The organism is Clostridium sp. MSTE9, from assembly GCF_000277625.1.
Taxonomy (GTDB): Bacteria; Bacillota; Clostridia; order Oscillospirales; family Acutalibacteraceae; genus Faecalispora; species Faecalispora jeddahensis.
In genome coordinates this window covers 1-24,926 of the sequence record NZ_AKFU01000022.1, presented here as the reverse complement: position 1 = coordinate 24,926, position 24,926 = coordinate 1, and the positions used below count along the sequence as shown (strand labels likewise).

At 55.8% G+C, this 24,926-nt stretch carries 20 protein-coding genes; 9 read left to right on the top strand and 11 right to left on the bottom strand.

Features of this window, described 5'->3' with window-relative positions:
* Window positions 1–94 precede the first annotated feature (94 nt).
* From HMPREF1141_RS04910 to HMPREF1141_RS04875, 7 genes are all read right to left on the bottom strand, one after another.
* On the bottom strand, window positions 95–703 hold the full coding sequence (locus HMPREF1141_RS04910; RefSeq protein ID WP_009061712.1) for a DUF4093 domain-containing protein: 609 nt from the start codon (window positions 701–703) through the stop codon (window positions 95–97).
* Window positions 700–1,752, bottom strand: coding sequence for a DNA polymerase III subunit delta (gene holA, locus HMPREF1141_RS04905; RefSeq protein WP_009061735.1), 1,053 nt, complete (start codon window positions 1,750–1,752; stop codon window positions 700–702). The genes HMPREF1141_RS04910 and holA overlap by 4 nt, the downstream gene beginning before the upstream one ends.
* A complete protein-coding gene (locus HMPREF1141_RS04900; RefSeq protein WP_009061693.1) occupies window positions 1,752–3,980 on the bottom strand; it encodes a ComEC/Rec2 family competence protein in 2,229 nt (742 codons plus the stop codon). The genes holA and HMPREF1141_RS04900 overlap by 1 nt, the downstream gene beginning before the upstream one ends.
* Window positions 3,981–4,008: 28 nt before the next feature.
* Window positions 4,009–4,530: a phosphoribosyltransferase family protein gene (locus HMPREF1141_RS04895; protein WP_242824559.1), complete on the bottom strand. Its 522-nt coding sequence runs from the start codon at window positions 4,528–4,530 to the stop codon at window positions 4,009–4,011.
* Window positions 4,531–4,595: 65 nt separating this feature from the next.
* Window positions 4,596–4,937 (bottom strand): histidine triad nucleotide-binding protein, encoded by a 342-nt coding sequence (locus HMPREF1141_RS04890; protein WP_009061664.1) that lies wholly within the window; start codon window positions 4,935–4,937, stop codon window positions 4,596–4,598.
* A gap of 248 nt (window positions 4,938–5,185) precedes the next feature.
* The gene (gene alaS / locus HMPREF1141_RS04885; protein ID WP_009061660.1) at window positions 5,186–7,816 is read right to left on the bottom strand and encodes an alanine--tRNA ligase; all 2,631 of its coding nucleotides are present in this window, start codon (window positions 7,814–7,816) and stop codon (window positions 5,186–5,188) included.
* Between the two features lie 453 nt (window positions 7,817–8,269).
* A complete protein-coding gene (locus HMPREF1141_RS04875; protein WP_009061728.1) occupies window positions 8,270–9,868 on the bottom strand; it encodes a penicillin-binding protein 2 in 1,599 nt (532 codons plus the stop codon).
* A gap of 439 nt (window positions 9,869–10,307) precedes the next feature.
* On the opposite strand from HMPREF1141_RS04875, the gene HMPREF1141_RS04870 reads away from it, so the two are divergent.
* Window positions 10,308–11,222, top strand: coding sequence for a sensor domain-containing diguanylate cyclase (locus HMPREF1141_RS04870; protein WP_009061770.1), 915 nt, complete (start codon window positions 10,308–10,310; stop codon window positions 11,220–11,222).
* An 82-nt stretch (window positions 11,223–11,304) separates the two neighbouring features.
* On the opposite strand, the gene HMPREF1141_RS04865 is transcribed toward HMPREF1141_RS04870, so the two are convergent.
* Together HMPREF1141_RS04865 and HMPREF1141_RS04860 are read right to left on the bottom strand one after the other, a co-directional pair.
* Window positions 11,305–12,165: an NAD(P)-dependent oxidoreductase gene (locus HMPREF1141_RS04865; protein ID WP_009061798.1), complete on the bottom strand. Its 861-nt coding sequence runs from the start codon at window positions 12,163–12,165 to the stop codon at window positions 11,305–11,307.
* A 302-nt stretch (window positions 12,166–12,467) separates the two neighbouring features.
* Entirely contained in the window at window positions 12,468–12,680 is a 213-nt protein-coding gene (locus HMPREF1141_RS04860; protein ID WP_009061697.1) for a cold-shock protein, read from the bottom strand.
* Window positions 12,681–12,993: 313 nt separating this feature from the next.
* Between HMPREF1141_RS04860 and HMPREF1141_RS04855 the strand changes: the two genes are divergently transcribed.
* Window positions 12,994–13,557 carry a ferritin family protein gene (locus HMPREF1141_RS04855; protein ID WP_009061678.1) on the top strand — a complete coding sequence of 188 codons (564 nt, stop codon included), beginning with the start codon at window positions 12,994–12,996 and terminating at the stop codon, window positions 13,555–13,557.
* A 44-nt stretch (window positions 13,558–13,601) separates the two neighbouring features.
* Entirely contained in the window at window positions 13,602–13,868 is a 267-nt protein-coding gene (locus tag HMPREF1141_RS04850) for a hypothetical protein (RefSeq protein ID WP_009061745.1), read from the top strand.
* A gap of 6 nt (window positions 13,869–13,874) precedes the next feature.
* Here the strand turns inward: HMPREF1141_RS04850 and HMPREF1141_RS04845 are convergent, their stop codons facing one another.
* Both HMPREF1141_RS04845 and HMPREF1141_RS04840 read right to left on the bottom strand, forming a co-directional pair.
* Window positions 13,875–16,364 (bottom strand): methyl-accepting chemotaxis protein, encoded by a 2,490-nt coding sequence (locus tag HMPREF1141_RS04845; protein ID WP_009061650.1) that lies wholly within the window; start codon window positions 16,362–16,364, stop codon window positions 13,875–13,877.
* Window positions 16,365–16,795: 431 nt separating this feature from the next.
* Window positions 16,796–17,974, bottom strand: coding sequence for a DegT/DnrJ/EryC1/StrS family aminotransferase (locus tag HMPREF1141_RS04840; RefSeq protein ID WP_009061637.1), 1,179 nt, complete (start codon window positions 17,972–17,974; stop codon window positions 16,796–16,798).
* A 661-nt stretch (window positions 17,975–18,635) separates the two neighbouring features.
* On the opposite strand from HMPREF1141_RS04840, the gene HMPREF1141_RS04835 reads away from it, so the two are divergent.
* The 6 genes from HMPREF1141_RS04835 to HMPREF1141_RS04810 all read left to right on the top strand — a co-directional run.
* Window positions 18,636–19,226, top strand: a complete 591-nt coding sequence (locus HMPREF1141_RS04835; protein WP_009061652.1) for an acyltransferase — start codon at window positions 18,636–18,638, stop codon at window positions 19,224–19,226.
* Window positions 19,213–20,346, top strand: coding sequence for a DegT/DnrJ/EryC1/StrS family aminotransferase (locus HMPREF1141_RS04830; RefSeq protein ID WP_009061655.1), 1,134 nt, complete (start codon window positions 19,213–19,215; stop codon window positions 20,344–20,346). The genes HMPREF1141_RS04835 and HMPREF1141_RS04830 overlap by 14 nt, the downstream gene beginning before the upstream one ends.
* A 90-nt stretch (window positions 20,347–20,436) precedes the next feature.
* Window positions 20,437–21,756 carry a nucleotide sugar dehydrogenase gene (locus HMPREF1141_RS04825; protein ID WP_009061699.1) on the top strand — a complete coding sequence of 440 codons (1,320 nt, stop codon included), beginning with the start codon at window positions 20,437–20,439 and terminating at the stop codon, window positions 21,754–21,756.
* Between the two features lie 100 nt (window positions 21,757–21,856).
* A complete protein-coding gene (locus HMPREF1141_RS04820; protein WP_035316574.1) occupies window positions 21,857–22,975 on the top strand; it encodes a Gfo/Idh/MocA family oxidoreductase in 1,119 nt (372 codons plus the stop codon).
* Window positions 22,972–24,054 (top strand): UDP-N-acetylglucosamine 2-epimerase (non-hydrolyzing), encoded by a 1,083-nt coding sequence (wecB, locus tag HMPREF1141_RS04815; RefSeq protein ID WP_009061748.1) that lies wholly within the window; start codon window positions 22,972–22,974, stop codon window positions 24,052–24,054. Before HMPREF1141_RS04820 ends, wecB begins: the two co-directional genes overlap by 4 nt.
* 12 nt (window positions 24,055–24,066) lie before the next feature.
* Window positions 24,067–24,926: glycosyltransferase family 4 protein (locus HMPREF1141_RS04810; RefSeq protein ID WP_009061682.1), on the top strand; the 860-nt coding region annotated here is incomplete at its 3' end.

The following is a 24,926-nucleotide window of genomic DNA, read 5'->3' as shown; positions in this document are numbered from 1 at the left end:
TTTCTGCAAAATGATAGTACCGAGCAGGCGCGGAGCCGACTCGACGAACAGTATTATATCATTCCGGAGAAAGACTTGTCAACTAAAATTCGCTTTATTTCAAAAGTTTTTCGACAAGAACGCCGTATTCCTCGTAAGTCATCATGCTGTTGAGCACTTTCAGCAACGCGTTTGTCGCAAGATGCTCCGGCAGACTCAAGTGCTCGAGCAGCAGTCTGCGGTTCTGCGCGCTGTTTTCCCCGCCGGTCAGGCCGTCGCGGAACAGATCGGCTTTTTCGATCTTTCGCACCGCCGCGGGAGCTTCCCACTGAGAAACAGATTCCTCTTCACAAAGAACGCCCGCGCGATCGAGCGCCTCTAAAATCTGCTGCTTCGAGACCCCTTCCACCCCCAGCTTGCCCTCTTTAGAGCCTTTTACCTTGCGGCGTTCTTTGCCCAGAACATCCGGAATATAGGCATGCTTGATGTACTTTTCGGGGATCGCGCTCATCAGGTGGTGGCGGATGAGAAAGCCCGCGGAATCGCTGTCGGTCAGAATCAACAGGCCGCGCGTTTCCGCCATGCGGCGGATCAGCGCCATCTGCCGCTCATCTTTAAAAATGCGAAAGCCGCGCGTTTCGATAATCAGGCCGTCGATGATCGAAGAAAGCTTGATTTTATCATACTTTCCCTCCACGATCACAGCTTCTTTGATTTTGATCAAGTTATTCGCTCCTTCTCGGCAATCAGCAGCAGCCGGGCAATCAGCTTTTCCATTAAAATACGGTCCCCGGTACGCGAGCTTTTCAGCCCGATGTCGGTTTCCAGCAGTACTTCAAGGCTCTCTCTCAGTTTTTCCAAAGAAAGGCCTTTCATGTCACGCTCCGCATTTTTCAGGCGGAATTCCTTTCCCTTATACGGAAAATAATTTGCAAGCTCCGCGGAGCTGTGGCCGCCCTGCACGCATGCGCGCACGCGGTATAAATCCACATAGGCCGACGACAGCACCGCCAGTACCGCCACCGGCTCTTCCCGCTGCTGGTACAGCAGATCGAGCAGAGAATACGCCTTATCGTACTGCGCAGACACCAGCGCTTTCGAGAGCAGGAACACTGTCGTCTCCAAGTTTTTCACCGCAACGCGGTCGATCGCCGCGCGGGTGATCGCACCCTTGCCTATGTAGGCGCAGAGCTTGTCCAGCTCGTGGAACAGCGTTTGCAGCTCTTTGCCGCACTGAGAGATCAAAAAAGCCGCGTCCTGCCGCGAAAGCTCGCAGCCGCGTTTTTCCGCGTAGGCGCACAGCAAGCGCTCGAGCTCGGCCCCATCGCGCGGGCGCACCTCGACCACCGTGCCCTGCTTTTTGACCGCAGTGAGCCATTTTTTCCACGCAGCGGATTTTTTCATATCCATCTCAAGCGTCAGCTGAAACACGAGCAGCACCGTGGTTTCGGGTAAGTTTTCCACCAGCTCGTACAGCTTACTTAGCTCGCGCGCGGGCAGCTTTTCCACATCCAGATCGGTAATGACAACGTACTTTTTTTCCGCCATCATCGGCAGAGCTTCCGCCGCGTCGGCTACCTTGTCGGCCAAAAGGCCGTCGCCAGAAAAGCGCTGCACGTTAAAATCCGCAAAGGGCTGTTCTGAAGCTTTCTTCAGCAGCCGTTTCAGATAGGCTGCAATCAGATATTTTTCTTCCCCATATAGAAAGTACAGGCCGTCCAGCTCCAGACGATCGGCGACTTTTTTCCACTGGGCTTCCGTAAGTTCCGGCATCAGACGTTCCTCCTCAATACAATCTTTCCTCCCGGTCGGGTATCGATCAGCACATGGCCGGCATCCCCGGTAGACGCCGACACAAGTCCAACGTCGCCGAGCCGAATAACACTAGCCTGCGCGGTTTCCTCCGACATCGACATCACCGTGACAAACGGCGACAGCATTTCCATCCGGCGCGGCAGATCGTCGGCAATCACAAAATCGGTCTGCCGCCACTCCGCAGGCAAGGCATCGGCGCGGCACTCTGCGGACGCGAGCAGAAACGTGATGCCATTGACCGAAATGCCCGTATAGCCCTGCAGGCCATCGGCATATTGCTCTATCTGAGCCATGTCCCACAGCTCGGTCTGTGCTCTGGTATCATAATAATAGACCTGCTCCGCGTTTTCCAGCTGTTTTTGCAGGAACTCGTTGTCCTGCCCGTTTTTCCACAACAGCACCTGTTTCGGTTGAAAAGACGAAATCAGCTCCGACGCAAGCAGGGCTTCTTCCTTGGAATCCCCCACCATTTGCAGATAATCGAGCTGCCGCACGCCCTGTCCGCGCAGGTAATTCCGCGCGGTAGACGATGTAAATCCGCCGCAGCCGATCACCGCGCCGTGCCCCTGGTGGGTGAGCACGACGCAGAGCCCGTCGCCCTCCTGAAGCACTGCGACCCGCGTGACCGACCGCATGGAAAGCTGGTAGGAAAACACGCCGCACAGCAGCAGAATCACGCTGAGCAGCGCCGCCGACCGCTTTGCTGCACCGGACGGAGGCCGGACGATCAGGATTGCCGCAAGAAGCAGAGAACCCGCAAGCCACAAATGTACAAAACCGTAAGACGCCGAAATGCTCGCATAAGGAATTTGCGCCAGCAGGCGCGCGCAGCCGATCATGTAATTCGAAAGCACTCCCGTGCCAAACGCGAAGGGCATCGCCAGAAACGGCAGGCCCACCACATAGATTCCTGCGCCCAGCGCCGAACACACCATCAGCAGTGTGGACGGCAGAATCTGCAGCACATTCGACACCGGCGAAATCAGCGACACCGTGCCGAACGACAAAATCAGAATGGGCAGCGTAAACACTGTGGCCGTGACGGTGGTGCACACGGCGGAATTGACGCCGTCGAGCAGAGCACGCCCGACGGGAACTGTTTCATACAAGGCGCGCAGGCGGGTACTGAGAGGCCCGGCACATAAAATCATGCCGAGCGTGGCGGAAAAGGACAGAAGCAGCCCCAGATCCGCCGCGGCATAAGGGTTTGCCGTACAGATCAGCAGCGCGGCAATTCCCAGTGAATTCAGGGAATCCGCCTGGCGGCGCACCACGATGCCGAACAGGTAAATCAGGCTCATAATGCCGCTGCGCAGCACTGAGGGTACAATGCCCGTCACCGCCATAAAGCCGAATACCCCGGCCATCGCGGCCGCGGCACCGGCCCTGCGCGGGAGCCGCAGAAGCCCGAGCAGCAGAAGAAAAAACTGCGCCATGGTCGTCATATGCAGACCCGAAACCGAGAGGATATGCGTCACGCCTGTCGTCTGAAAATCCGACTTCACCTGCTCGTCGATGCCGGAGGTATCGCCCAGCAGCACCCCGGCGGAAAGCCCGGCCTGCCGCGCGGGCAGCAGGCGGTACAGCGCGCCGGTCATACTGCGCCGCAGCGAAAGCGCCGCAAAGTACGGCGGCCTGTGCTGTGCGGGAGTGATTTTGACCGGCTCATACTCGTACAGGTATGCAAACAGCGTGATGCCCTTTGAGGCGTAGTAGGATGGAGAATCGAACCCCTCCCCACCCCTGGGCGTATAAAAATGCGCTTTGCCCTCAATGGTGTCGTAGGGCTCTACGTTCAATGCGTTCTGGGTGGAAAGGCGGATTTTTTCCACATACGGCGCACCGTCTGCGAAAATGCTCTGCACCCGGATGACATAATAATACCGTCCATAGGCGCTGACGGGCAGCTCGCAGACCGTACCCGTCAGTACAGCGTCGCGCCCGTTCATCTGCTGAGCGGGCAGCACCACTGCCTGAGCATACGCGTAAAACAAGCCGAACGCCGCCGCTGCCGAGAGCAGCGCCATCTGAACGGTATGAAGGGATCGGGTTTTCCGCACACATGCCAGCACACAGAAGACCAGCGTGCACGTGCAGCCCATTAGAAGGGCGCCCGCCGCACCCAAATACACCGCCGCCGTTTGGGCCAGCAGGTAGCTAAAGCCGATGAGTGCGAAGGGACGCATGAAAACCCCTCCCGATACGCTTTTTGGATTACTTCAAGAACAGGGGAAGCGGCTCGAGGAAGATAATATCGTCGCGCTTTGCGGCGTCGCCCTCGGCCAGAACACAGGCGCGGCCTACCACGTTGCCGCCGAATTCATGAACCAGCTTCTCGATCGCGGCCAAAGATTCGCCGGTGCTGATCACGTCGTCGACGATCAGAATGCGCTTTCCGGCAAGGTCTTTATAATCGTCCTCCGAAAGATACAAGTCCTGCACGTGATCTGTCGTGATGGATTTCACCTCGACGTGGATGCAGTTGCGCATATACGCCTTTACGCTTTTGCGCGCCACCACATAGCGGCGGCAGCCTCTGCGCGCCATTTCGTAGCACAGGGGGATTCCCTTTGTCTCTGCCGTGATGACCACATCGTGCTCGGGGCAGCGGGCCAGCAGCTCTTCTGCCGCACGCTCGGTGATCTCGACATCGCCGAACATCACGAAACCCGCGATGTCGAGATGCTCGTCGATCGGGCAAATGGGGAGCTGTCTCTCGCACCCGGCGATTGTCATTTGATATGTTTCTGCCATAATTCTAGATACAGACCTTTCTTCTGATAAATTCAAAGGGATGCGAATCAGCCCGGAGGCCACGCCATAAACCGGCCGCCCAGCAGATGAAAATGCAGATGCTGCACGGTCTGGCCGCCGTCGTTGCCGCAGTTGTTGACCAGGCGGAAGCCGCCGTCAAGCCCGAGCTGCTTTGCAAGCTGCGGCGCCTTTTCAAAAACATAGGCGATGATCCCGCTGTTCTCCTTCGTGATTTCCCACGTGGAGGAAATATGCTGCTTCGGGATAATGAGAACATGCACCGGGGCCTGAGGGTCCAGGTCGTGGAACACGAGGATCTTATCGTCCTCATACACTTTTTTGCTGGGAATTTCGCCATTTGCGATTTTGCAGAATACACAATCCACCAAAAATTCCTCCTAACATTGAAACATATGCGATCTTATTTTGAAATAGATGTTGATTTTTCCCGTCTTTGGAAAGAGTGAAATACACAGGCCGCCCGAAAATTGCAGACAGCAGGCACCGCAAAGGAAGGAGCCTCCTTATCGTATCATACTGAACTTTGCAGCATATTGTTACCCTGCGAGCACACAGCAGCGTGGAAAACAACATTGGAAACCCATTCTGCGGCTGTGCCATTTCTCAACGGTTCGACTTATTTGAGCATCGCGGCGATGATTTCATTCGCCGCGGAGAGCGCTTCTTCAAGCTTTGAGGGGTCCTTCGCGCCAGCCATCGCCAAGTCGGGCTTGCCGCCGCCGTTGCCGCCTGCCAGCTTTGCCACCTGGCCAACGAGCTTGCCTGCGTGTACGCCGAGCTTCTGCGCTTCGGTTCCCGCCGTCGCGGCGATGGTCGCCTTGCCGTCGGTCACGCCTGCCAGAATCGCGACAACATCCGCCTGCTGGCTCTTGATCTGGTCGCACATGGCGCGAAGCGCATCCGCACCCGTGCCGGGCAGAACCGCGGTCATCACGCGAACGCCGCCCACCGGCTGAGCGCTTGCCAGCATGCCGCTGATGCGAACGGACGCGAGCTTTCCGGTCAGGCTTTCGATCTCGCGGTCTTTTTCCTTGAGCTCAACCGCGACCTGCTTTGCACGCTGCACCAGATCGGATACATTGTTCACCTTGAGCGCCGCGGCAGTCTCCTGCATCAGCTCTGTTTGACGGGAGAGCAGCGCCAGAACGCCGGTTCCGGTAACACCCTCAATCCGGCGGACGCCCGCCGCAACGGAGCTTTCGGAAACAATGCGGAACAGCCCAAGCTTCGCGGTATTGTCGATATGCGTGCCGCCGCACAGCTCACGGGAGAACTCCCCGGCGCTGACCATGCGGACAACATCGCCGTACTTTTCGCCGAACAGCGCCATTGCGCCGAGCTTCTTTGCTTCCTCGATCGGCATTTCGCGGCACTCCACAGAAATCCCCTCAAGGATCGCCTGGTTGACCAGCGCTTCGGTCTGCTGCAGCTCCTCCGGCGTCATCGCGGAGAAATGCGTAAAGTCAAAGCGCACATGCTCGTCATTGACGAGCTGACCGGCCTGCTCCACGTGAGCACCCAGCACACGGCGCAGCGCCGCCTGCAGCAGGTGGGCCGCCGTATGATTGCGCATGATCGCCGCACGGCGCTCGCCATCCACCTTCGCGGTGACGGTATCGCCCTCCGAAATGCGTCCGGCGGTGATTTTGCCGCGGTGCAGAAAAATGCCGCTGTGGTTCTTTGTGGTGTCGGTCACCGCAAATTCGGTGTCCTCCGCGGTGATCACGCCGGTGTCGCCCACCTGTCCGCCGCTTTCGGCATAGAACGGGCTTTGACTCAGCACCAGAGTGACCTCGTCGCCCACCTCGGCAGAATCCACGCGCTCGCCGTCTTTGATCACGGCCAGCACCTCGGCCTCGCTCAGCAGTGTTTCGTACCCTACAAATGCGGTGGCGGGAAGCTCTTCCGTGCCGTTCGCACCGCCTGCCCAGGCGTCTGCACCCGCGTTCTTGCGGGCCGCGCGGGCGCGCTGCTTCTGCTCGGTCATCAGGCGGCGGAAGGTTTCCTCATCGACGGTCATGCCCTGCTCCGCGACGATTTCCTTCGTCAAATCGAGCGGGAAGCCGTAGGTATCGTTCAGGCGGAATGCGTCCTCGCCGGAGAACACCTTTCCTTCCATCCCCTGCATCAGGTGATTCAAAAGCTGCAGGCCCTGATCAATCGTACGGGCAAAGCTCTCTTCTTCCACGTGAATCAGCTTCACGATCATGTCGCGCTTTTCCGCCAGCTCGGGGTATGCATTTTTGTTTTCGGCAATCACGGTCTCCGCTACTTCAAACAGGAACGGGCGGTTGATGCCGATCAGTTTGCCGTGACGCGCCGCACGGCGCAGCAGGCGGCGCAGCACATAGCCACGGCCCTCGTTGGAGGGCATCACGCCGTCGCCGATCATGAAGGTGGTACTGCGGATGTGATCGGTGATCACGCGCAGGGAAATATCGTTCTTGGAATCGTCGCCGTAATGAATGTCTGCGATACGGCTGACATGTTTCATAATATTCTGCACGGTATCTACCAGGAACAGGTTGTCCACGCCCTGCATGATACAGGCCAGGCGCTCAAGACCCATGCCGGTATCGATATTCGGGTGATCCAGAGGGGTGTAGGTACCCTTTCCGTCGCTGTCGAACTGAGTGAACACCAGGTTCCAGAACTCCACATAGCGGTCGCAGTCGCAGCCGGGGCCGCAGGTGGGCGAACCGCAGCCGTACTGCTCGCCACGGTCAAAATGCAGCTCGGAGCAGGGGCCGCAGGGGCCGGAGCCGTGCTCCCAGAAGTTATCCTCTTTGCCAAGGCGCACGATGCGGTCGGGAGAAACGCCGACCTCTTTCGTCCAGATCTCGAACGCTTCGTCGTCGTCCTGATAAATCGTGACCCATACGCGGTCCTCGGGCAGGGCCATCACCTTGGTACAGAACTCCCACGCCCAGGCCGTGGCCTCGTGCTTAAAGTAATCGCCGAACGAGAAATTGCCGAGCATCTCAAAATAGGTGCCGTGGCGCGCGGTAATGCCGACGCGCTCGATATCGGGCGTGCGGATGCACTTCTGGCAGGTGGTCACGCGTTTTCTGGGGGGCGTCACCTCACCCGTAAAATACTTTTTCATGGGCGCCATGCCGGAGTTGATCAGCAAAAGGCTGTTGTCTCCGCTCGGCACCAAAGAAAAGCTCTTCAGCCGCAAATGTCCTTTCGATTCAAAAAAAGACAGATACTTTTCGCGAATCTCGTTCAATCCTGTCCACTGCATGATTCTTAACTCTCCTGTCTGATCGTAATTCCACTTGAAACAGCCATTGACTTTTTCCCTCTGCCCACGGCGGCGGAAGAAGTCCCTGTTTTTCCATAAAGAAAGTCACCTTTCAAGTGAATTGACTGCAATTAAAATGGGTGCGCGGCAAACCATGGAAGCACAAAAAAACAGACCTCCACCGCCCGAAATGGGACGGAGAAAGCCCGTGGTACCACCCAAATTGCGCAAACCGCGCCACTCAAGCCCCTTAACGCGGGAAACGTCCGGATTCTTCACCCGGCGGCTGCGGGAGGGGCCTGCTGCCCGCTGCTCGCAAGGGTCTTTCAGCCAAACCGGCACTGTGCCGGCGGAACCCTCTCTCTGCTGCGAAACACGAAAACAGCTTCTTTCCCATATACGCCTTTTTTCTATCAAAATCGTTTTTATTATACTCCCGAATTCCAGCCGTTGTCAATTGGTTTTTGAGATCAGAGCGTTCGCAATTTCCTGAAAAACCGGGGCTCCGTCGCTGGCTCCCTGTGCGTTCTCGGAAAGCACCACAATGCTGTAGCGCGGGCTCTCGAGCGGGAAGAACCCCGTATACCAGCCCTGCACGATCTCTTTGCTGCCTTCAAACTGCCCTGTCTGGGCTGTTCCCGTTTTCACCCCGGCCCCGCCAAGCACCGGCTTGCCCTTTTTCGCCGTGCCGTCCTCTACCGCCACGCCCATAAACTGCCGCAGCTGCGCCGCCGTGTCCTGCGACATCACCCGCACGGATTCCGCCTGTTTCGCCGCCTCTACATACTGCAGATTTTCATCCACCAGCCCCTGCACAAGGCTGGGCGGCGTGTATAGTCCGCCAGAGGCCACCGCGTTCATCAGCCCGGCAATCTGCACCGGCGTCGCGGTCAGAACGCCCTGCCCAAACGAAAAATTCGCCAGCGCGCGCGGCACCAGGAGCTCGTCTTTCTCCGGCAGGCTCCCCGCCGCAGAGACATAGCCCGGCGCTAAGGTCAGGCTCTGGCCAAAGCCGAGCGACTTTGCCATGCTGAGAAAGGTCTCGTTCGGCACCTGCTGCATCAGCTTTACAAAGTAGGTATTGCACGACTGCGCGATCGCGCCCTGCATATCCAGCGTGCCGTGCGCCTTGCCGTTATAGCAGTGGTACACGCCCCCGCCTACTTCAATTCCCCCGGTACAGGTAAAGGTAGTGCTCGGCGAAACGCCGCTCTCGAGCGCCGCGGCTGCGGAAACCACCTTAAACACGGAACCGACGCTGTAAGCGGAAATCGCGCGGTTCAAAAGCGGGGAATCCGGATTATCCAGCGCCGACTGCAGATCGTTCGGCGAAAAATCCGGCAGGCTGACCATCGCGCGGATTTTCCCGCTCGGCACCTCTGTAACGACGACAGCGCCCTTTTTCAGGTATTTTTTTGCCGACTGCTCCGCCAGCGCCTGAATTTCGGCATCCAGCGTCAACACGACACCCTTTTTATTTTTGTTTGAGGTATCGGTCACCTCTTTATTCTCTCCCGGCAGAATCCGGTTGACCGCATCCACCCGGTAGCTGACTGCGACTTCTCCCGGATCGCTGGACAAAAATTCCTGATACGCCTTTTCAATTCCCGCTACGCCCATGCCGCTCCCATCCAGATAGCCAATCACATTGGCGGCGATCTGTTCGCTCGTGCCATAGCGGCGGTTCGTTTCAAAGGTGTCGATCCCATCTGCCGAAACGGCTTTTGGCAGCCCCAGCAGAAACGGCTTTCCTTTTGTCAAAAGCGTATAAACTTCTTCCATCCGCGCGCGGGGAAGAACCTCCGCCAGTGCGGAGGCTGACTCCGGCGTAGGGTTGATCACAGCCGTATATCCCTTTTCAGTTCCTGTAAGCGGATTGAGTTTTGTATCGTAAATGGTGCCTCGGCCTGATGCTACCGTCAAACGGTAGCTGCTTTGGCGGTCGGCGGTTTCGGCAAGCTGACTGCCCGTAGCAATGTGATACAGGTTCATCAGAAGCAGAAACATGCAGACCATAAAAATGGAAAAAAACGCTGCAACGCGCTTGCTCATCCCGAATCCCTCCCGTTTCTTAGCATATCCAGAAACAGGAAGCTTTAATCAGCGCAAAGCGGTACGAAAAACACCATATCCCGCTTAAAATCCCATTTTTCGAGCTTGTACGTTTCAGTTACTGCAAACCTACCGGGGAACCAGATCCCTCTGTTTTCCGGGATAGAAAAAACATCCAGAATTGCAGAAAAAGAAAAATAAAATTTATTTTTGTTATTTGGGCTTTCTATGCGATTCACCGCTTTACATCGTCAATTGATTGATATATATTCATAGTAAAAGAAACTGAATGGCAGTTTCAGAACCTCGCATAAAGCGTGGAAACCCCACCCTGCGTGCAGATCAGAATTTCGGACCAAAGCGGAACAAACGCCGCCGGTTTTCGAAATGCTGATGCAGATCCAGCCAACGCCTTCAGGATTCGAAGGAGGAAAACAAGATGGGATTTCAAATCAATGAAGATCATTATCGGCTCATTTTCGAAAACAGTCAGGACGCGATTCTGATCACAAGCCCAAGGGGAAAAATCTACCGGGCCAATCCGGCGGCCTGCCGCCTGTTTTTGAGAACAGAGGAAGAGCTGTGCCGCGCGGGACGAGCCGGGATCGTTGACCTGGGCGACCCCAAGCTGGCGCTTGCGATACAGGAGCGCGAAAGACTGGGAAAAACCCGAAAGGAGCTGACCTTTATCAAAGGCGACGGCAGCAAATTCGTTGCCGACTACACCTCCGCACTTTTTCAGGACAAGGATGGTGTGCGGCTCGCCGTGCTTTCCATCCGCGACATGACAACCTACAAGCAGGCTGAGGCCAACCTGCGCAGAAGCCAGGAGGAAAACGAGTTCCTGGCGATGCACGATTTTCTGACCGGGGCACTCAACCGCAGAAGCTTTGTGGAGCTGCTGAGCGCTGAAATGAACAGGGCCCGGTGGGAAAACCTGCCGCTGACCCTTGTGATTGCGGATATCGACTATTTTAAAAACATCAACGACACCTATGGCCACATCGGCGGCGATGTGGTACTCAAGCGGTTCACGGAGTGCCTTTCATCAAATCTGCGCCCGCACGATTTTCTGGGGCGGTTCGGCGGGGATGAGTTTGTCATCTGCCTGCCGAATACAGACCTTGAGGATGCTCTGGCGCATTTGGAGCATCTTCGCCGGCAGGTGGAATATCTGGAGGTTTACCACAACTCTCAGCGGATCGAGCTGACCGCAAGCTTTGGGGCGGCGGTGTATCACAGAGAATTCGGGGTGGATACGGACGCCTACCTTGCCAGGGCGGATGACTTTCTGTACCGGGCAAAGCTGGTTCGAAACTGCGTGCGCAGCGAAATTTCAGAGAAGATTGGGTGATCCGGCTTTAAAAATCACAGTGCAATATACAATTCCAGTCAATAAAAAGAGGCAGGACGGATTGCCGTCCTGCCTCTTTTTATTATTCATAATGCTTGATCAAAGCCTGCGTGCCCAAATCGCCGTATCCGGCATCTTCCAGCTCTTTCGAATTGGAAAGAGTCTGCCGCAGAACAGCAAGGTCAAGGCCCACGGCATCAGCTTCTTCCAAAGCAAGCTTCATATCCTTGACAAAATGCTTTAAAAAGAACCCGGGAGCATAATCGCCGTCCATCATTTTAGGGGCGAGGGAGCTAAGCTGCCTGCTTGCGGCAGACCCGGTGGAAACAGAATCAAACACCGTCTGCAAATCAAGCCCCTGTGCCTTCGCATAGGCCAGCGCTTCGCAGATACCAGAAAGCGTACCCGCAATGATAATTTGATTCGCCAGCTTGGCGTGCTGGCCGCATCCGGCCTTCCCGTGGTAGCGGATGTTTTCGCCCATCGCCTGAAACAGCGGCAAGCACGCTTCATAATCTTTCTGTTCGCCGCCAACCATAATAGAAAGGGTTCCGCTGCGGGCGCCGCGGTCACCGCCGGTGACCGGAGCGTCTATTATATGATACCCCCTTGCGGTACCCGCCTCACTCAGTCTTTTTGCCAAAGCAGGGCTGGTAGTCGTCATATCGATCAGATATGCGCCGACGCCGGCGCTGCTTAAAATATTGTTTTCCGCAAAGTAGACTTCCTCAACATCCCTGGGAAACCCCACCATGGTGATAACCGCCTCGCATCCCTCGACGCAGTCCCGTATGGTTTCGTGAAAGATGGCCCCCTCATGAATAACATCCTCCACTTTGGCTTTTGTACGGGCATAAATATGCAGTTCAAAGCCCGCCTTCATCAAATTGCGGACCATGGATTTGCCCATAATGCCCACACCAATCCATCCGATTTTCTTCATTGTCAGCCTTCTTTCCGATCACATTCAATGATTAAGATAACGATATCATCAATCAGCAAACCAGCTTATAAGCGTCTGCTCTACATTCTCGTGACCACCCTGCAGATGATTCCATGCTCTCTCAGCCGCCAAAAGCTTTGCTTTTGTCTGCGGCGTGAGGTTATTATAGCATAAATCAAGAGGAAATAGAGAAATGTTTTATTTTGGAAATTTCATCAACCGACGTCTCCGAAAAGAAAAGGCCCGGTTCATGAGAAAAAGCCGCCCCACACGGGACGGCTTTTCGTTCGTTTCAGAAAAAATTACTGAGCGATCTCAACATTGGCAGCCTTCAGCTTGCCATTGCGAGCGTCGGTTTCCACTTCAAAAGTGACCTTCTGACCTTCACTCAGTGATTTATATCCCTGACCGGCGATAGCGGAAAAATGAACGAACACGTCATCTCCACCATTGTCGTTGGCGATAAAACCATAACCCTTTTCTGCGTTGAACCATTTGACTGTACCTTTCTCCATAAGAAAAGCACCTCCTTAGAAAAATGTTGTATCCAAAACTGTAAAAAAGAAAAAGCCTACATCTTGCATAAATCATTAACGGACAATGACTTACATCAAGATGTGAGCTCATTTTCGTACATCATTTAGAATGCAAGATTAGTATAACATGAAGTGACTGCTTTGTCAAACAGTTTTCCACGTCCGCTTTTCTTTATACGCGGCTTTCGGGTTGGATTCTGCCCCGAAAAAATTCTTCAGACTGCTCTAAAACCCTTCTTCTTCTCATACCATGTAACAGCAAGAAGCCACCAAATGCAGGAAGGGGATCACCATGCCAGACGACGTTCTTCAGGCGGCGCTTTTTCCTTATCAGGTGAACCTGCCGTATCCGCAGGTAGAAGTACAGAGTCCGAACCGCCGGTATGCCACGCTGATTTCCGACGGCTATGCCGGGCGGGGATCTGAAATGACTGCCGTGAACCAGTACCTGGTACATCGCTATTATTTGGAAAAATATCCGCAAATATACCTCGCTTACCAAAAAATAGCGCAAGTGGAGCAAATTCACCTGCAGCTTTTGGGAAAGCTGATTTTTGATCTGGGAGGCCGGCCGTTTTTGCAGTCGTGTGTGACAAACCACTACTGGAGCGGCATGTTCCCGGATTACCAGTGTACGCTCGAAGCCATCCTAAAATCAGACATTGAGGGGGAGCTTGACGCGATTTCGCATTATAAGCTTCTCATCTGCCAGATCACAAACGACCAGATCCAGCGTCTGTTCGCCCGCATCATACTCGATGAACAGCGGCACATCCAGATTTTGACCAGTTTTTTGTCAGACCCGGGTAAAGCCGGGCCCCTGCTGAATGATTTTACAGATTCCGGCAACACTTGATCCATATCCATTGCGGGATTTCTCCCGCCGGAGGGAATGGTGTCATGCCGCAAAAGAAAAGGACAGAGACATTGCTCGGTGTGCTGGCGGTTGTGCTGGCCGTCATTTCTGTGCTGTGCTTTTTTGCCGCGTATCAGCTGCGCGCACAGGCCAGACAGAATATGGACACTTTGCCGTCCCGCATGCTGGTGGGGCAGTTTTCAAAAGATTTTGATCAAAACGAGAGCTCTGCGCCGCAGCCTGCTTGCCTGAACCATCCGCAGGCGGAAAGCGGCGCTTTTTCTGCCTGCCGGTTTTTAACGGTGCTGTGAAAGCGGTTAAGAAGCCTCTTCTGTCTCCGGTTCTTCCGTCTCCGGTTTTTCTGGGAGAGCTTCCTCATCCGCCGTTTCTAGATTCTCCGACTGCCAATCCAATGCAGCCTCCGCTTCTACGGGTTCGGCATCCGCTGTTTCGGCTTCTGCCTCATCGGAATAGGTTATTTCCAGATTTGGCTCATCACTTTGGGGAATAATCTCGCTTTCCTCTGTGTATTCTTCCGTCGGTTCCTCTTTGCCCGGCATCTCCTGTACAGGGAGATTGTCGGGCATTTTCGCGTCTATCAAGGGCAGGCACGTTTCTTCTGTTTTCCAGTGCGTCTGCTCCACAGAGGAAAAACGGAACCGGGCAAGCTCCCTGTGCAGCGCAGCCGCCTGCCCCGACAAAGCCTGGCTGGCCGAAGACCCCTCTTCCGCGGAAGCCGCGCTGCTCTGCACCCCGACAGACACCGATTCCAGGTCGCGGGTGATCTGCGCGATGGCAATCGCCTGCTCTGCCGCGGAAGAATCGATCTGATCCATAATCCCCTTCATCTGCCGGGCCTGCTCCTCGATCACGCTCAAGATTCCCGCCGTCTGGCCCGCAATATCAGAGCCCCTTTGCACCTGGCTGGAGGATTTTTGGATCAGCGCCTCCGCCTCCCGCGCGGCTTCAGCGGACTTTGCCGCAAGGTTGCGAACCTCCTGCGCCACAACGGAAAAGCCCCGGCCGGCCGCTCCCGCGTGCGCTGCTTCTATGGAAGCGTTCAGCGCCAGAATATTCGTCTGGAACGCGATTTCCTCGATCATGCGGGTGATCTGCTTGATTTGCGCCGAAGAAGCGCTGATCTCCCCCATGGCAGCCGTCAGTTCGGACATCCGCTCCGTCCCCTTGGAGGCCTGTTCGTCCGTCGACGCAACGTGCTGTGCCGCGCTGCGCACGCCGTCCGCGTTTTCTTCCGCCTGCGCCGACACCTGCCTGACCGCCGCGGAAAGCCGTTCGATCGCCTCGGCCTGCTCCCCCGCCCCCTGCGCGAGCGACTGAGAGGCCTCGAAAATCTGCGCGGAACCGGAATCCACCTGCTCAGCAGAATGGCCCACGCGGTAAAACGTTCGGTTCAGGGATTCCGAAATCTCGAGCAGGGCACGGCGGATGGGAGCAAAATCCCCCGCGTACTCATTCTGAATCTCCACCCGCAGGTCACCGGCGCTGATCTGCCCCAAAACGCGGGAAATCTCCTGCACATAGGTACTCAGCACAAGGCAGGTCTGACGGAAGGTATTCGCCAACTCGCCGAATTCATCCTGCGCGCTGATCGGAATATCCGCGTTCAGGTTCCCGTTCCTCATTTCCAGCGCAAGCTGCATCACATTCTGCAGAGGCGCAAGCGCACGCCGCAGCAGAAACGCGATACTAACCCCGAGCAGGATCACCCCGATACATGCGATCCCCAAAATAATCAGCGTCAGCTGCCGGGCCTGGCTCAGCGCTTCCCCCGTCTGCACTACAAACGCACTCGAAAGAGGCTGCTCTATGCCGGCTACGGAGAGCGGAATCTGGATTCGATAGGAATCTTTTCCCGTGGATTCATCCGTACCGGACAAAAATTCTTCCATTCCCTGCGCCGCAAGGTCACGCACATGGCCGGCGCTTTTTTCCCCGGCCTTGTCCGCCTGCCCATACTGCGTGCCGAGCAGCTCACTTTTTTGGGAGTGCGCAATATAGGTGCCCTCCCGTGTCAGCAAAAAGCTGTACGACGTTTGGTAGCCGCCCAGATCAAACGGGATCTGGTTCAGCGTATCCAGCAGCACATCGCAGTTCGCCACGCCGACAAACACGCCGGAAGGATCGAGGATCGGGTTGCTGATGCTGATGATCCACGCTTTTTTTCCAGCGGAAATCCCAGTGGAAAGCTCTACCTCATACGGCTCCGTAATAAAAGGCTTGCGCGTTTCCTTTACGGTTGCGTAATAGCTTTTATCGTGATACTGGTCATAATCGTTTTTCACCGTCATCGCCACATCGCTGCCGCTGCGGAAGGCATAGGACGAAAGCCCGTACGGCGTTTTGTCAAAATACACGTCTGGCTCCCACGCAACATAAACGGAAAAAATCCGTTCATCCTCCAGAATCCCGGTCAGCATATCATTCAGGAAAGGGCGCAGCTGCTCCTTGGTCAGGTGAAGCTGCCCCATCTCAGACATCGCGAGCGCCAGCGCGCTGGAACGGGTCTGCATGGTGTCCAGATAGGCCGCCGCCAGATTGGCGTTCTGCTGCGCAAGGTATTTGACGTCCTTCTTGGTGTTGCCTACCATGATTCCGGAAAGATTCAGGCTCAGCACCGTCATGATCGCCGCCACCACCAGCGCAATCAGCGCCACGGCCTGTAAGGGCATACGCACGGCCAGCCGCTTGGTCCTGAACAGATTCCGCACGTCAAAACGGTTATTGGGGTTTGTTTTTTGAAAAATCAGCGCTTTGATTTTTTGAAACAGCTGCGATAATTTCTGCATCTTTTCCTCCCTTTTCCGACCGGCCCCAGGGCCAAACCGAACTTACGGCTTCATCGTACCGGATTCCTGAAAAGGAATCAACCGATGCGGGGCCCGTGCGGCAAAAACCGGAAAATCGAGGAAATACAGGGAAGAAAAGGAAGCATTCTTGTTGAAAAACGCTTTCATTTCTGCGCGGGTTAAAACGGGATTAAATCATCCCAAAAAGGGTACCAAATATTCCAGCCGGATACCGGAAATTTTTTGTCATAACGGATAGTTGCTCTCTTGTCAAATTTTCTGGCGCGTTTTATTTGCTTTTAAGAACATAAGAATTCTGTTAACTGTGTTAAAACTAACGCAAAAAGGGAGAGAAGCCATTTCTGGTTCCTCTCCCTTTTGGGGTTTGATTCTATTGTATCGTTCGCCGGCAGAATCCTGCCTTAAAATGCTTATTTGTGGTACTTCGCAGCGATATCCGCCACTGCGTCGATGATATACTGCACCTGCTCATCCGTCAGGCCGGGATACAGCGGCAGAGAAATGCAGCGCTCAAAATGCTTCTGCGTCTCCGGGAAATCCTCGGGTTTATAGCCGAAGCGCTTGGTATACGCCGACATGTTGTGCACCGGAATAAAGTGTACGCTGGTGCCGACATTGCGCTCGTTCAGCTCCGTGATAAACTGATCGCGGTCGATCGTGAGCACCTCAGGCACAATGCGGATCACATACAGGTGCCAGCAGTGGGTGGTGTACTCGGGAACAAACGGCTCCTCGATCGCATCCATCGCACCGAACGCCTCCTGGAAACGGGCAGCGATTTTCAGGCGGGCCTCCTGCATTTCCTCCAGACGGCGAAGCTGAACCAGACCCAAAGCGGCCTGAATGTCGAACATATTATTTTTATAACCGAATTCAGCGATGTCGTATTTCCACGTGCCGCCCTTTGCATAACGGTTCCAGGCGTTCTGGCTCATGCCGCTGTTTGAGAGCATGCGGGCCTTGACCGCAGTTTCCTCGTCGTCGGTAACCAGCATGCCGCCGTCGCCGGTGCACAGGTTCTTCGTGGCATAAAAGCTGTAAGACGCGGCTCCCTGCAGGGAATTGCCGATCAGCCTGCCCTTGTAGCGGCTCCAGAGCGCGTGAGCGGCATCTTCGGAAACGAACAGATTGTGCTTGTCCGCAATTTCATAGATGCGGTCAAGATCGCATACCTGGCCGCTGTAATGGACGGGTACAATCGCCTTTGTTCTCGGCGTGATCTTCTTTTCGATTTCGTCCGGGTCGATACAGGTTGTGCGGTAATCGATATCCGCCAGAACAGGAGTCGCACCCAGGTGAACGACCGTATTCGCAGAGGCCACATAGGTCATCGGGGTGGTGATGACCTCATCCCCCGGGCCAATGCCCTGCGCCGCCAGCGCCATATGCAAAGCGGCCGTACAGGAGTTCATTGCAACGGCATATTTTGCGCCCAGATACTCGGCAAACTGCTTTTCAAACTGCATGGTGCGGGGGCCTTTGGCAAGCCAGCCGGATTTCAGCGTGGCAACCACTTCATCAATTTCGGCTTCTGTAATGTCGGGAACATTATAGGGAATAAACGTGTCGCGGCTAACAAACTTGCTCATAACTATCCCTTTCCCCTGCTTTTGGCACTGACCGGATCGGCCGAGCAGGATTGAATTACGCAAAACATCCGGTATGCGGCATACTGATGTACGAAAGTACTGTTTATGATAATACGATCGGAAATTCTTGTCAATACGAATCGGCGGATTGCGGATTGAAACGATTGACTCTGGTAAATAATAGCGATATAATAAACCGGAGTAAGGCATTGTGTGCCTGAGACAGTATTGAATCATCAGCTGGATGATTCCGATTGCAGGGGCGTTCTTTGCAAACCGGCTTTTGATTCATGATATCATATCAAGGCATTCACAAAAGCAAAGCTTTCAATGCGTAAGAGAGAACGGGATCATCAGCCTGGTAGTTTTGGCTATCCGGGCGGATTTTTCGTTCGCTGGTCGGATGGTTTCTGATATCAGAAATCTTGCGGCGTAAGCAAAAGCAAAGCTTCCCCCGCCTGAGGGAACATGGAATCATCGGCCGAATGGCTGCAACACCTGCAATGCGTTTCAGAAGGCTGATTTCAAGAGCTATGATAGAATAAACCAATATGATGCCGGAGATCAGTGGAACTGATACCGTGCGCCAGATTCGGCAGCGGTGCGCGGAACAAAACCGGTCTATTCCTATTTTGCTGCCGAAGAATGGCGGTTACTCACAGTGAGCGAGAAAAATTTTTATGTACACGAAAGCGCTTTCGCAGATGACGGCTGTCAGATCGGCGAGGGAAGCAGGGTTTGGCATTTCAGCCATATCTCCTCCGGCTGCCGGATCGGCAAGGGCTGCACTCTGGGGCAGAATGTCTTTGTGGCGCCGGGTGTAACCATCGGCGATCACTGCAAAATTCAAAATAACGTTTCCATCTATGAGGGCGTGGAACTCGGCGATTACGTGTTCTGCGGTCCCTCCATGGTGTTTACCAATGTACCGCGTCCCCGCTGCAAATATCCCCAGCGGGGCTCTGAGTTTTATGTCCGTACTCCGGTGGGTGAGGGCGCCAGCATCGGCGCCAACGCGACGATCGTGTGCGGGCACAGCATCGGTGCACATGCGTTTATTGCCGCAGGCAGCGTGGTGACGAAAGACGTACCCGCGCACGCTATTATGATGGGAAGCCCCGCGCACCAGCGCGGCTGGGCCTGCGAATGCGGCGAAACGCTGGATGAAGCCCTGCACTGCCACAAATGCGGCAGGCAGTACACACAGACGCCGGAAGGCCTGAAGGAGGAAAAAAATCATGCAGAAAATTGAATTCAACGATTTGTCGGCCCAGTACCGTAACCTCAAACCGGAAATCGACGCGGGAATCGCCAAGGTTCTGGAGGAATGCCACTTTATTTCCGGCCCGCAGGTAGAAGAATTGGAGCAGGAGCTCTGCAAGTATGTAGGCCGCAAATACTGCGTTTCCGTCTCGAATGGAACCGACGCGCTGCAAATGCCGCTGATGGCCTGGGGTGTAGGCCCCGGCGACGCGGTGTTCGTACCGGCCTTTACCTTTATGGCAACCGCCGAAGTAGCGAGCCTTGTGGGTGCTACCCCCGTGTTCTGCGATGTGAAGGAAGACACCTTCAACCTGGATCCCGCCTCCCTGCGCAAGCAGATCGAGCGCGTCAAAGCGGAGGGCAAGCTGAATCCGAAGGCCGTGATTCCGGTCGACCTGTTCGGACAGACCGCCGACTACGACGAGATTTTGCCCATCTGCCGCGAATTCGGGCTGCTCATGATGGAGGACGCCGCTCAGGGCTTCGGCGGAGTCAACAACGGCCGCAAGGCCTGCTCGTTCGGCGACGCTTCGGCCACCAGCTTCTTCCCGGCAAAGGCCCTTGGCTGCTACGGCGACGGCGGCGCGATCTTCACCGACGATAAAGAGCTGTATGACCTGCTCGTTTCCATCCGCGTACACGGAAAGGGAGACTTTAAATACGATAACGTTCGCGTCGGCCTTAACGCCCGACTCGACACCATTCAGGCCGCGATTCTGCTGCCGAAGCTGCACGCTTTTGATCAAGAAAACGAGACCCGCGGCAAAGCGGCAGCACTGTACAATTCCCTGCTGAAAGACAAATTCGACGTTCCCGTTACCCCGGAAAAGCTCGAGTCCAGTTTTGGGTACTATACCCTTAAGGCCAAGTCCTCCGAGGAGCGCGACCGCCTGATGAAGGGTCTGGAAGGAAAAGGCATTCCCACCATGGTGTATTATCCGAAGCCCCTGCACCTGCAGGAGGTTTACAAGGATCTTGGCTACAAGGAGGGTGATTTCCCGGTCAGCGAAAGCCTGAGCAAGCGGGTGTTCAGCCTGCCCATGCACGGCTACATCACCCCCGAGATCGTCACCTATGTGGCGGAGGCGCTGAACGGTCTGGCGGAATAACTCCGCCGTACTCTGGTACGCTTCGGCGGAGTGTTCCGCCTGGTTACTATAAAGTGAAAGAAATGCAAACAAAAAGGTAGGTAACAAACTATGTCAAATCGCAAGACGGAGCTTCTTTCCAAAATAGAAGGCAAAACCGCCACAGTAGGCATTATCGGGCTGGGCTATGTCGGTCTGCCCCTGGCTGTGGAAATCGCCAAGGCCGGCTACAAAACCATCGGCTTCGACGTTCAGGAGCAGAAGGTGGAGCAGGTCAACCGCGCGCACAATTACATTGGCGACGTGGTGGACAGCGCCCTGGAGGATGTGGTAAAAAGCGGCAGGCTTTCCGCCACCAGCGATTTCTCCTTTATCAGCAGCGTAGACTGCGTTGCCATCTGCGTGCCCACTCCGCTGGACAAATACCAGCAGCCCGACATCAGCTATGTGAAAGGCTCCACGGAGTCTGTTGCGAAATATCTGCACGCCGGCATGCTGGTGATTCTCGAATCCACCACATACCCCGGCACCACAGAGGAGCTTTTGAAGCCCATTTTGGAGGAAAGCGGTCTTGTCTGCGGCGAGGATTTCTTCCTCGCGTTCTCCCCCGAACGTGTCGATCCCGGCAACAAGCAGTATAAAACCAAGAACACCCCCAAGGTCGTGGGCGGCGTAGGCAAAGACAGCACCGAGGTCGCCGCGGCTTTATACCGCAACGTGCTCGAGGGCGGCGTATACGAGGTGGCTTCCCCCGCCGTGGCGGAAATGGAAAAGCTGCTTGAGAACACCTATCGCAACATCAACATCGGTCTTGCCAACGAAATGGCGATCATCTGCAACCGCATGGGCATCAACGTATGGGACGTCATCGACGCCGCGAAAACGAAGCCCTACGGCTTCCAGGCGTTTTATCCCGGCCCGGGCCTCGGCGGTCACTGCATTCCGCTCGACCCCTTCTACCTGACCTGGAAGGCCCGCGAGTATGATTACCACACCCGGCTGATCGAAACCTCCGGCGAGATCAACACCGCGATGCCCGAATACGTGGTAGACCGCGCGATGAAGGTGCTCAACCGCAACAAGACCGCGATGAACGGCGCGCGTGTGCTGATACTGGGTGTTGCCTACAAAAACGACATCGACGACTACCGCGAGTCCCCCGCGCTGAACGTGATCGATCACCTGCTGGAGCAGGGAGCGGACGCCGTCTTCTTTGACCCCTATATTCCGGAATACAAGCACAAGGGCAACGTGCATAAGGGCCTGACCGCTCTGACCGACGACGAGTTGAAAAATGCCGATATCGTCATCATCTGCACCGCGCACGAGTGCTTTGACTACAACAGAATTCAGTCCCTCTCGAAGGCGATTTTCGATACGAGAAACGCGATGAAAGATGTAGCGGACAGAAGCAATATTGAGCTTCTGTAATGTGATTTGACGAAGCAAGTACAGGAGCGCCGGCCGGGCCAGCGCTCCTTCCTGCGTGAAAAACCAAAATGATGGATGCAAGATGAAGGATGGGAACGAAATGAAAAAACTGAATTTCCTACTGATCGGCTGCGGAAGAATCTCGAAAAACCACGTTGCCGCCGCTGCGGAAAACGCCGGACTGATGGAACTCGTCGCCGTCTGCGACCTGATCGAAGAGCGGGCGGAAGAGAAGGCGGCCAGCCTGCAGGAAAAAACCGGCAAGCGCCCCGCTGTATACACCGACTACAAAAAAGCGCTGGAGGAGCTTGAAATCGACTGCTGCTCCATCGCGACCGAAAGCGGCTACCACGCCGAAATCGCGCTCGATTGCCTGCGCCGCGGCAAGCACGTTCTGGTGGAAAAACCCATGGCGCTTTCTACTCACGACGCGCAGCTGATGATTCAGGAGGCAAATTCCCGCGGTTTGAAGCTGGGCGTCTGCCACCAGAACCGCTTTAACGCCCCGATTCAGGAGCTGCACCGCGCGATTGAGGACAACCGCTTCGGCAAGCTGGTAAACGGCACCGCCCGCATTCTGTGGAACCGCTCCATGCCTTACTACGAGCAGGCTCCCTGGCGCGGAACCTGGGAGCAGGACGGCGGCACACTGATGAACCAGTGCATCCACAACATCGACCTGCTGCAGTGGAACCTTGGCGGCGAGCCGGAAACCATCATGGCGATGACCGGCAACTACCTGCGCGACATAGCGGCCGAGGATTTCGGCGCCATTCTCATTCGCTTCAAGAACGGCGCCATCGGCATGGTAGAGGGTACCGCGTGCGTATACCCCAAGAATCTGGAAGAGACCCTCTCTATCTTCGGCGAGACCGGTGCTGCCGTCATCGGCGGCCTTGCGGTCAACCGCGTAGAGACCTGGAATTTCTCTCAGCCCGCCGAACAGGATGAACGCGTGGCGGCTTTGGCCGGCACTGACCCGACCGACGTATATGGCCACGGCCACAACTCGCTGTACGCGGATTATATCCGCGCGATTCAGACCGGCACGCAGCCGCTCGTAAGCGGAACCGAGGGCATCAAGGCGCTTAAGATCATCCTTGCGGCGTACAAATCCCAGAAAACCGGCCAGGCCGTTCGCTTTGACGATCTGGAATTCTCTACCCTGGATATGGACGACAGCGACGTGCGCTATCATTCAGAGGAGGCCGCCCAGTGAAGATCGTAACGATTGTCGGCGCAAGACCGCAGTTCATCAAAGCCTCTGTGGTATCTGCCGCGCTGGCGCCCGCGTGCGACGAGATCATCGTACACACCGGGCAGCACTACGACCACAATATGTCCGACGTGTTTTTTGAGGAGCTTTCTATCCCCCGCCCCAAGTATAACCTGGGGGTTGGCTCCGGCACACACGGCAAACAGACCGGTGAAATGCTGATGCGCATTGAAGAGGTGCTGCTCAGCGAGCGTCCGGATATCCTGCTCGTCTACGGCGACACGAACTCCACGCTGGCCGGGGCGCTCGCGGCCTCGAAGCTGCACATCCCCGTGGCGCACGTGGAGGCGGGCCTGCGCTCGTATAACCGCCGCATGCCCGAGGAACAAAACCGCGTGCTGACCGACCACATTTCTACCTGGCTGTTCTGCCCCACGCAGACAGCGGAGGACAATCTGAAAAAAGAGGGAATTGAGGCGGGCGTTTCCATTACCGGCGACGTGATGCTCGATTCTGTGCTGCATTTTCTGAAGCTGGCCAAGGCCAACCCGGAAAAAACAGCAATTTATGAACAGCTTTGCATTGCCCCGAAGGGCTACCGGCTGGCAACGCTCCACCGGGCAGAGACCACCGACGGCGGTCTGCCTGCCGTTGTGCGCATCTTCCGCGCGTTTGAGCAGCTGCCCGAACCCGTGGTTCTGCCGATCCACCCCCGCACCCGCTCTCTGGCGGAAGAGGCCATCTCGAAAGAGGGCTTTCGCAACATCCGCCTGATTGACCCGGTGGGCTACCTTGAAATGCTGCTGTTAACCAGCGGCGCAAAGCAGGTGCTGACCGATTCAGGCGGACTGCAAAAAGAAGCCTGGTTTATGGAGGTTCCCTGCGTGACCCTGCGGCAGGAGACCGAATGGGTCGAAACCCTGGTCGGCAACTGGAACATTCTCTCGAAGCTCGAGACAGAAGATATTCTCGACAAGGCCCTGCATACCATTCCGGACCCCGCGGCACGCGGGCTGATGCCGTTCGGCGACGGCGCTGCCAGCCAGAAAATCGCGGCGGCACTGCTTTCACAAAACAACTAGGGGGGCGGCGGCATGAACATCATTTTGTCCAATCACTATGCCGGCACCGGCAAGAGCATGGAGTACCGCCCGTATTTCATGGCCAAGCGCTGGGCGCGGCAGGGACATCAGGTCACGATCGTTTTGTCCTCCTTTTCACATCTGCGCGGCGATAATCCCGACCCCAAAGGGCGCCCGTACTGGGTGGAAATGATCGACGGCATCCGTTATTTCTGGATCGCCGGGCCCGAATACCACGGCAACGGGATGGGACGCATCAAAAATATGCTGTCGTTCATCCGGGGGCTTTCGAACTTTGAAAGCGCCATTACAGAAACCGGCCGGCCCGACGCTGTGATCGCGTCCTCCACCTATCCGCTCGAGATTTATCCGCTGCGCAAAATGGCGGATAAGCACGGCGCAAAGCTGATCTATGAGGTGCACGACCTGTGGCCGCTCAGCCCGATGGAGCTGGGCGGAATCCCCAAATACCACCCGTATATCATGCTGATGCAGGCGGCGGAAAACTACTGCTACAAGCACTGCGACACCATTGTCTCCATTCTGCCGAACGCGCAGGAGCATATGATCCAACACGGCATGAAGCCGGAAAAATTCGTGTGTATCCCGAACGGGATCGTGAAAGAGGACTGGGAAACCGCCGAAGCCAGAACACCGGTGTACGCGGAAAAACTCAGCCAATACCACGAAGAGGGCTATTTCCTGATCGGCTATACCGGCGCGCACGGCGTTGCCAACGCGCTGGACAGCTACGTGGAGGCCGGAGAGCTGCTGCGGGATAAAAAGATCAAGCTGCTGCTGGTGGGCCAGGGCCCGGAACGCGAGCGGCTGATTCAGAAGATCAACGATCTTGAGCTGAACGACGTCGTCGA

What these genes read in the sequence shown, in the direction of transcription:
- HMPREF1141_RS04895 (WP_242824559.1), bottom strand. Translation starts at nt 4,530, where the DNA reads ATGACAATCGCCGGGTGCGAGAGACAGCTCCCCATTTGCCCGATCGAC.
- alaS (WP_009061660.1), bottom strand. Translation starts at nt 7,816, where the DNA reads ATGCAGTGGACAGGATTGAACGAGATTCGCGAAAAGTATCTGTCTTTT.
- HMPREF1141_RS04870 (WP_009061770.1), top strand. Translation starts at nt 10,308, where the DNA reads ATGGGATTTCAAATCAATGAAGATCATTATCGGCTCATTTTCGAAAAC.
- HMPREF1141_RS04875 (WP_009061728.1), bottom strand. Translation starts at nt 9,868, where the DNA reads ATGAGCAAGCGCGTTGCAGCGTTTTTTTCCATTTTTATGGTCTGCATG.
- HMPREF1141_RS04825 (WP_009061699.1), top strand. Translation starts at nt 20,437, where the DNA reads ATGTCAAATCGCAAGACGGAGCTTCTTTCCAAAATAGAAGGCAAAACC.
- HMPREF1141_RS04855 (WP_009061678.1), top strand. Translation starts at nt 12,994, where the DNA reads ATGCCAGACGACGTTCTTCAGGCGGCGCTTTTTCCTTATCAGGTGAAC.
- HMPREF1141_RS04845 (WP_009061650.1), bottom strand. Translation starts at nt 16,364, where the DNA reads ATGCAGAAATTATCGCAGCTGTTTCAAAAAATCAAAGCGCTGATTTTT.
- HMPREF1141_RS04840 (WP_009061637.1), bottom strand. Translation starts at nt 17,974, where the DNA reads ATGAGCAAGTTTGTTAGCCGCGACACGTTTATTCCCTATAATGTTCCC.
- HMPREF1141_RS04820 (WP_035316574.1), top strand. Translation starts at nt 21,857, where the DNA reads ATGAAAAAACTGAATTTCCTACTGATCGGCTGCGGAAGAATCTCGAAA.
- holA (WP_009061735.1), bottom strand. Translation starts at nt 1,752, where the DNA reads ATGCCGGAACTTACGGAAGCCCAGTGGAAAAAAGTCGCCGATCGTCTG.
- HMPREF1141_RS04865 (WP_009061798.1), bottom strand. Translation starts at nt 12,165, where the DNA reads ATGAAGAAAATCGGATGGATTGGTGTGGGCATTATGGGCAAATCCATG.
- HMPREF1141_RS04830 (WP_009061655.1), top strand. Translation starts at nt 19,213, where the DNA reads ATGCAGAAAATTGAATTCAACGATTTGTCGGCCCAGTACCGTAACCTC.
- HMPREF1141_RS04860 (WP_009061697.1), bottom strand. Translation starts at nt 12,680, where the DNA reads ATGGAGAAAGGTACAGTCAAATGGTTCAACGCAGAAAAGGGTTATGGT.
- HMPREF1141_RS04850 (WP_009061745.1), top strand. Translation starts at nt 13,602, where the DNA reads ATGCCGCAAAAGAAAAGGACAGAGACATTGCTCGGTGTGCTGGCGGTT.
- HMPREF1141_RS04900 (WP_009061693.1), bottom strand. Translation starts at nt 3,980, where the DNA reads ATGCGTCCCTTCGCACTCATCGGCTTTAGCTACCTGCTGGCCCAAACG.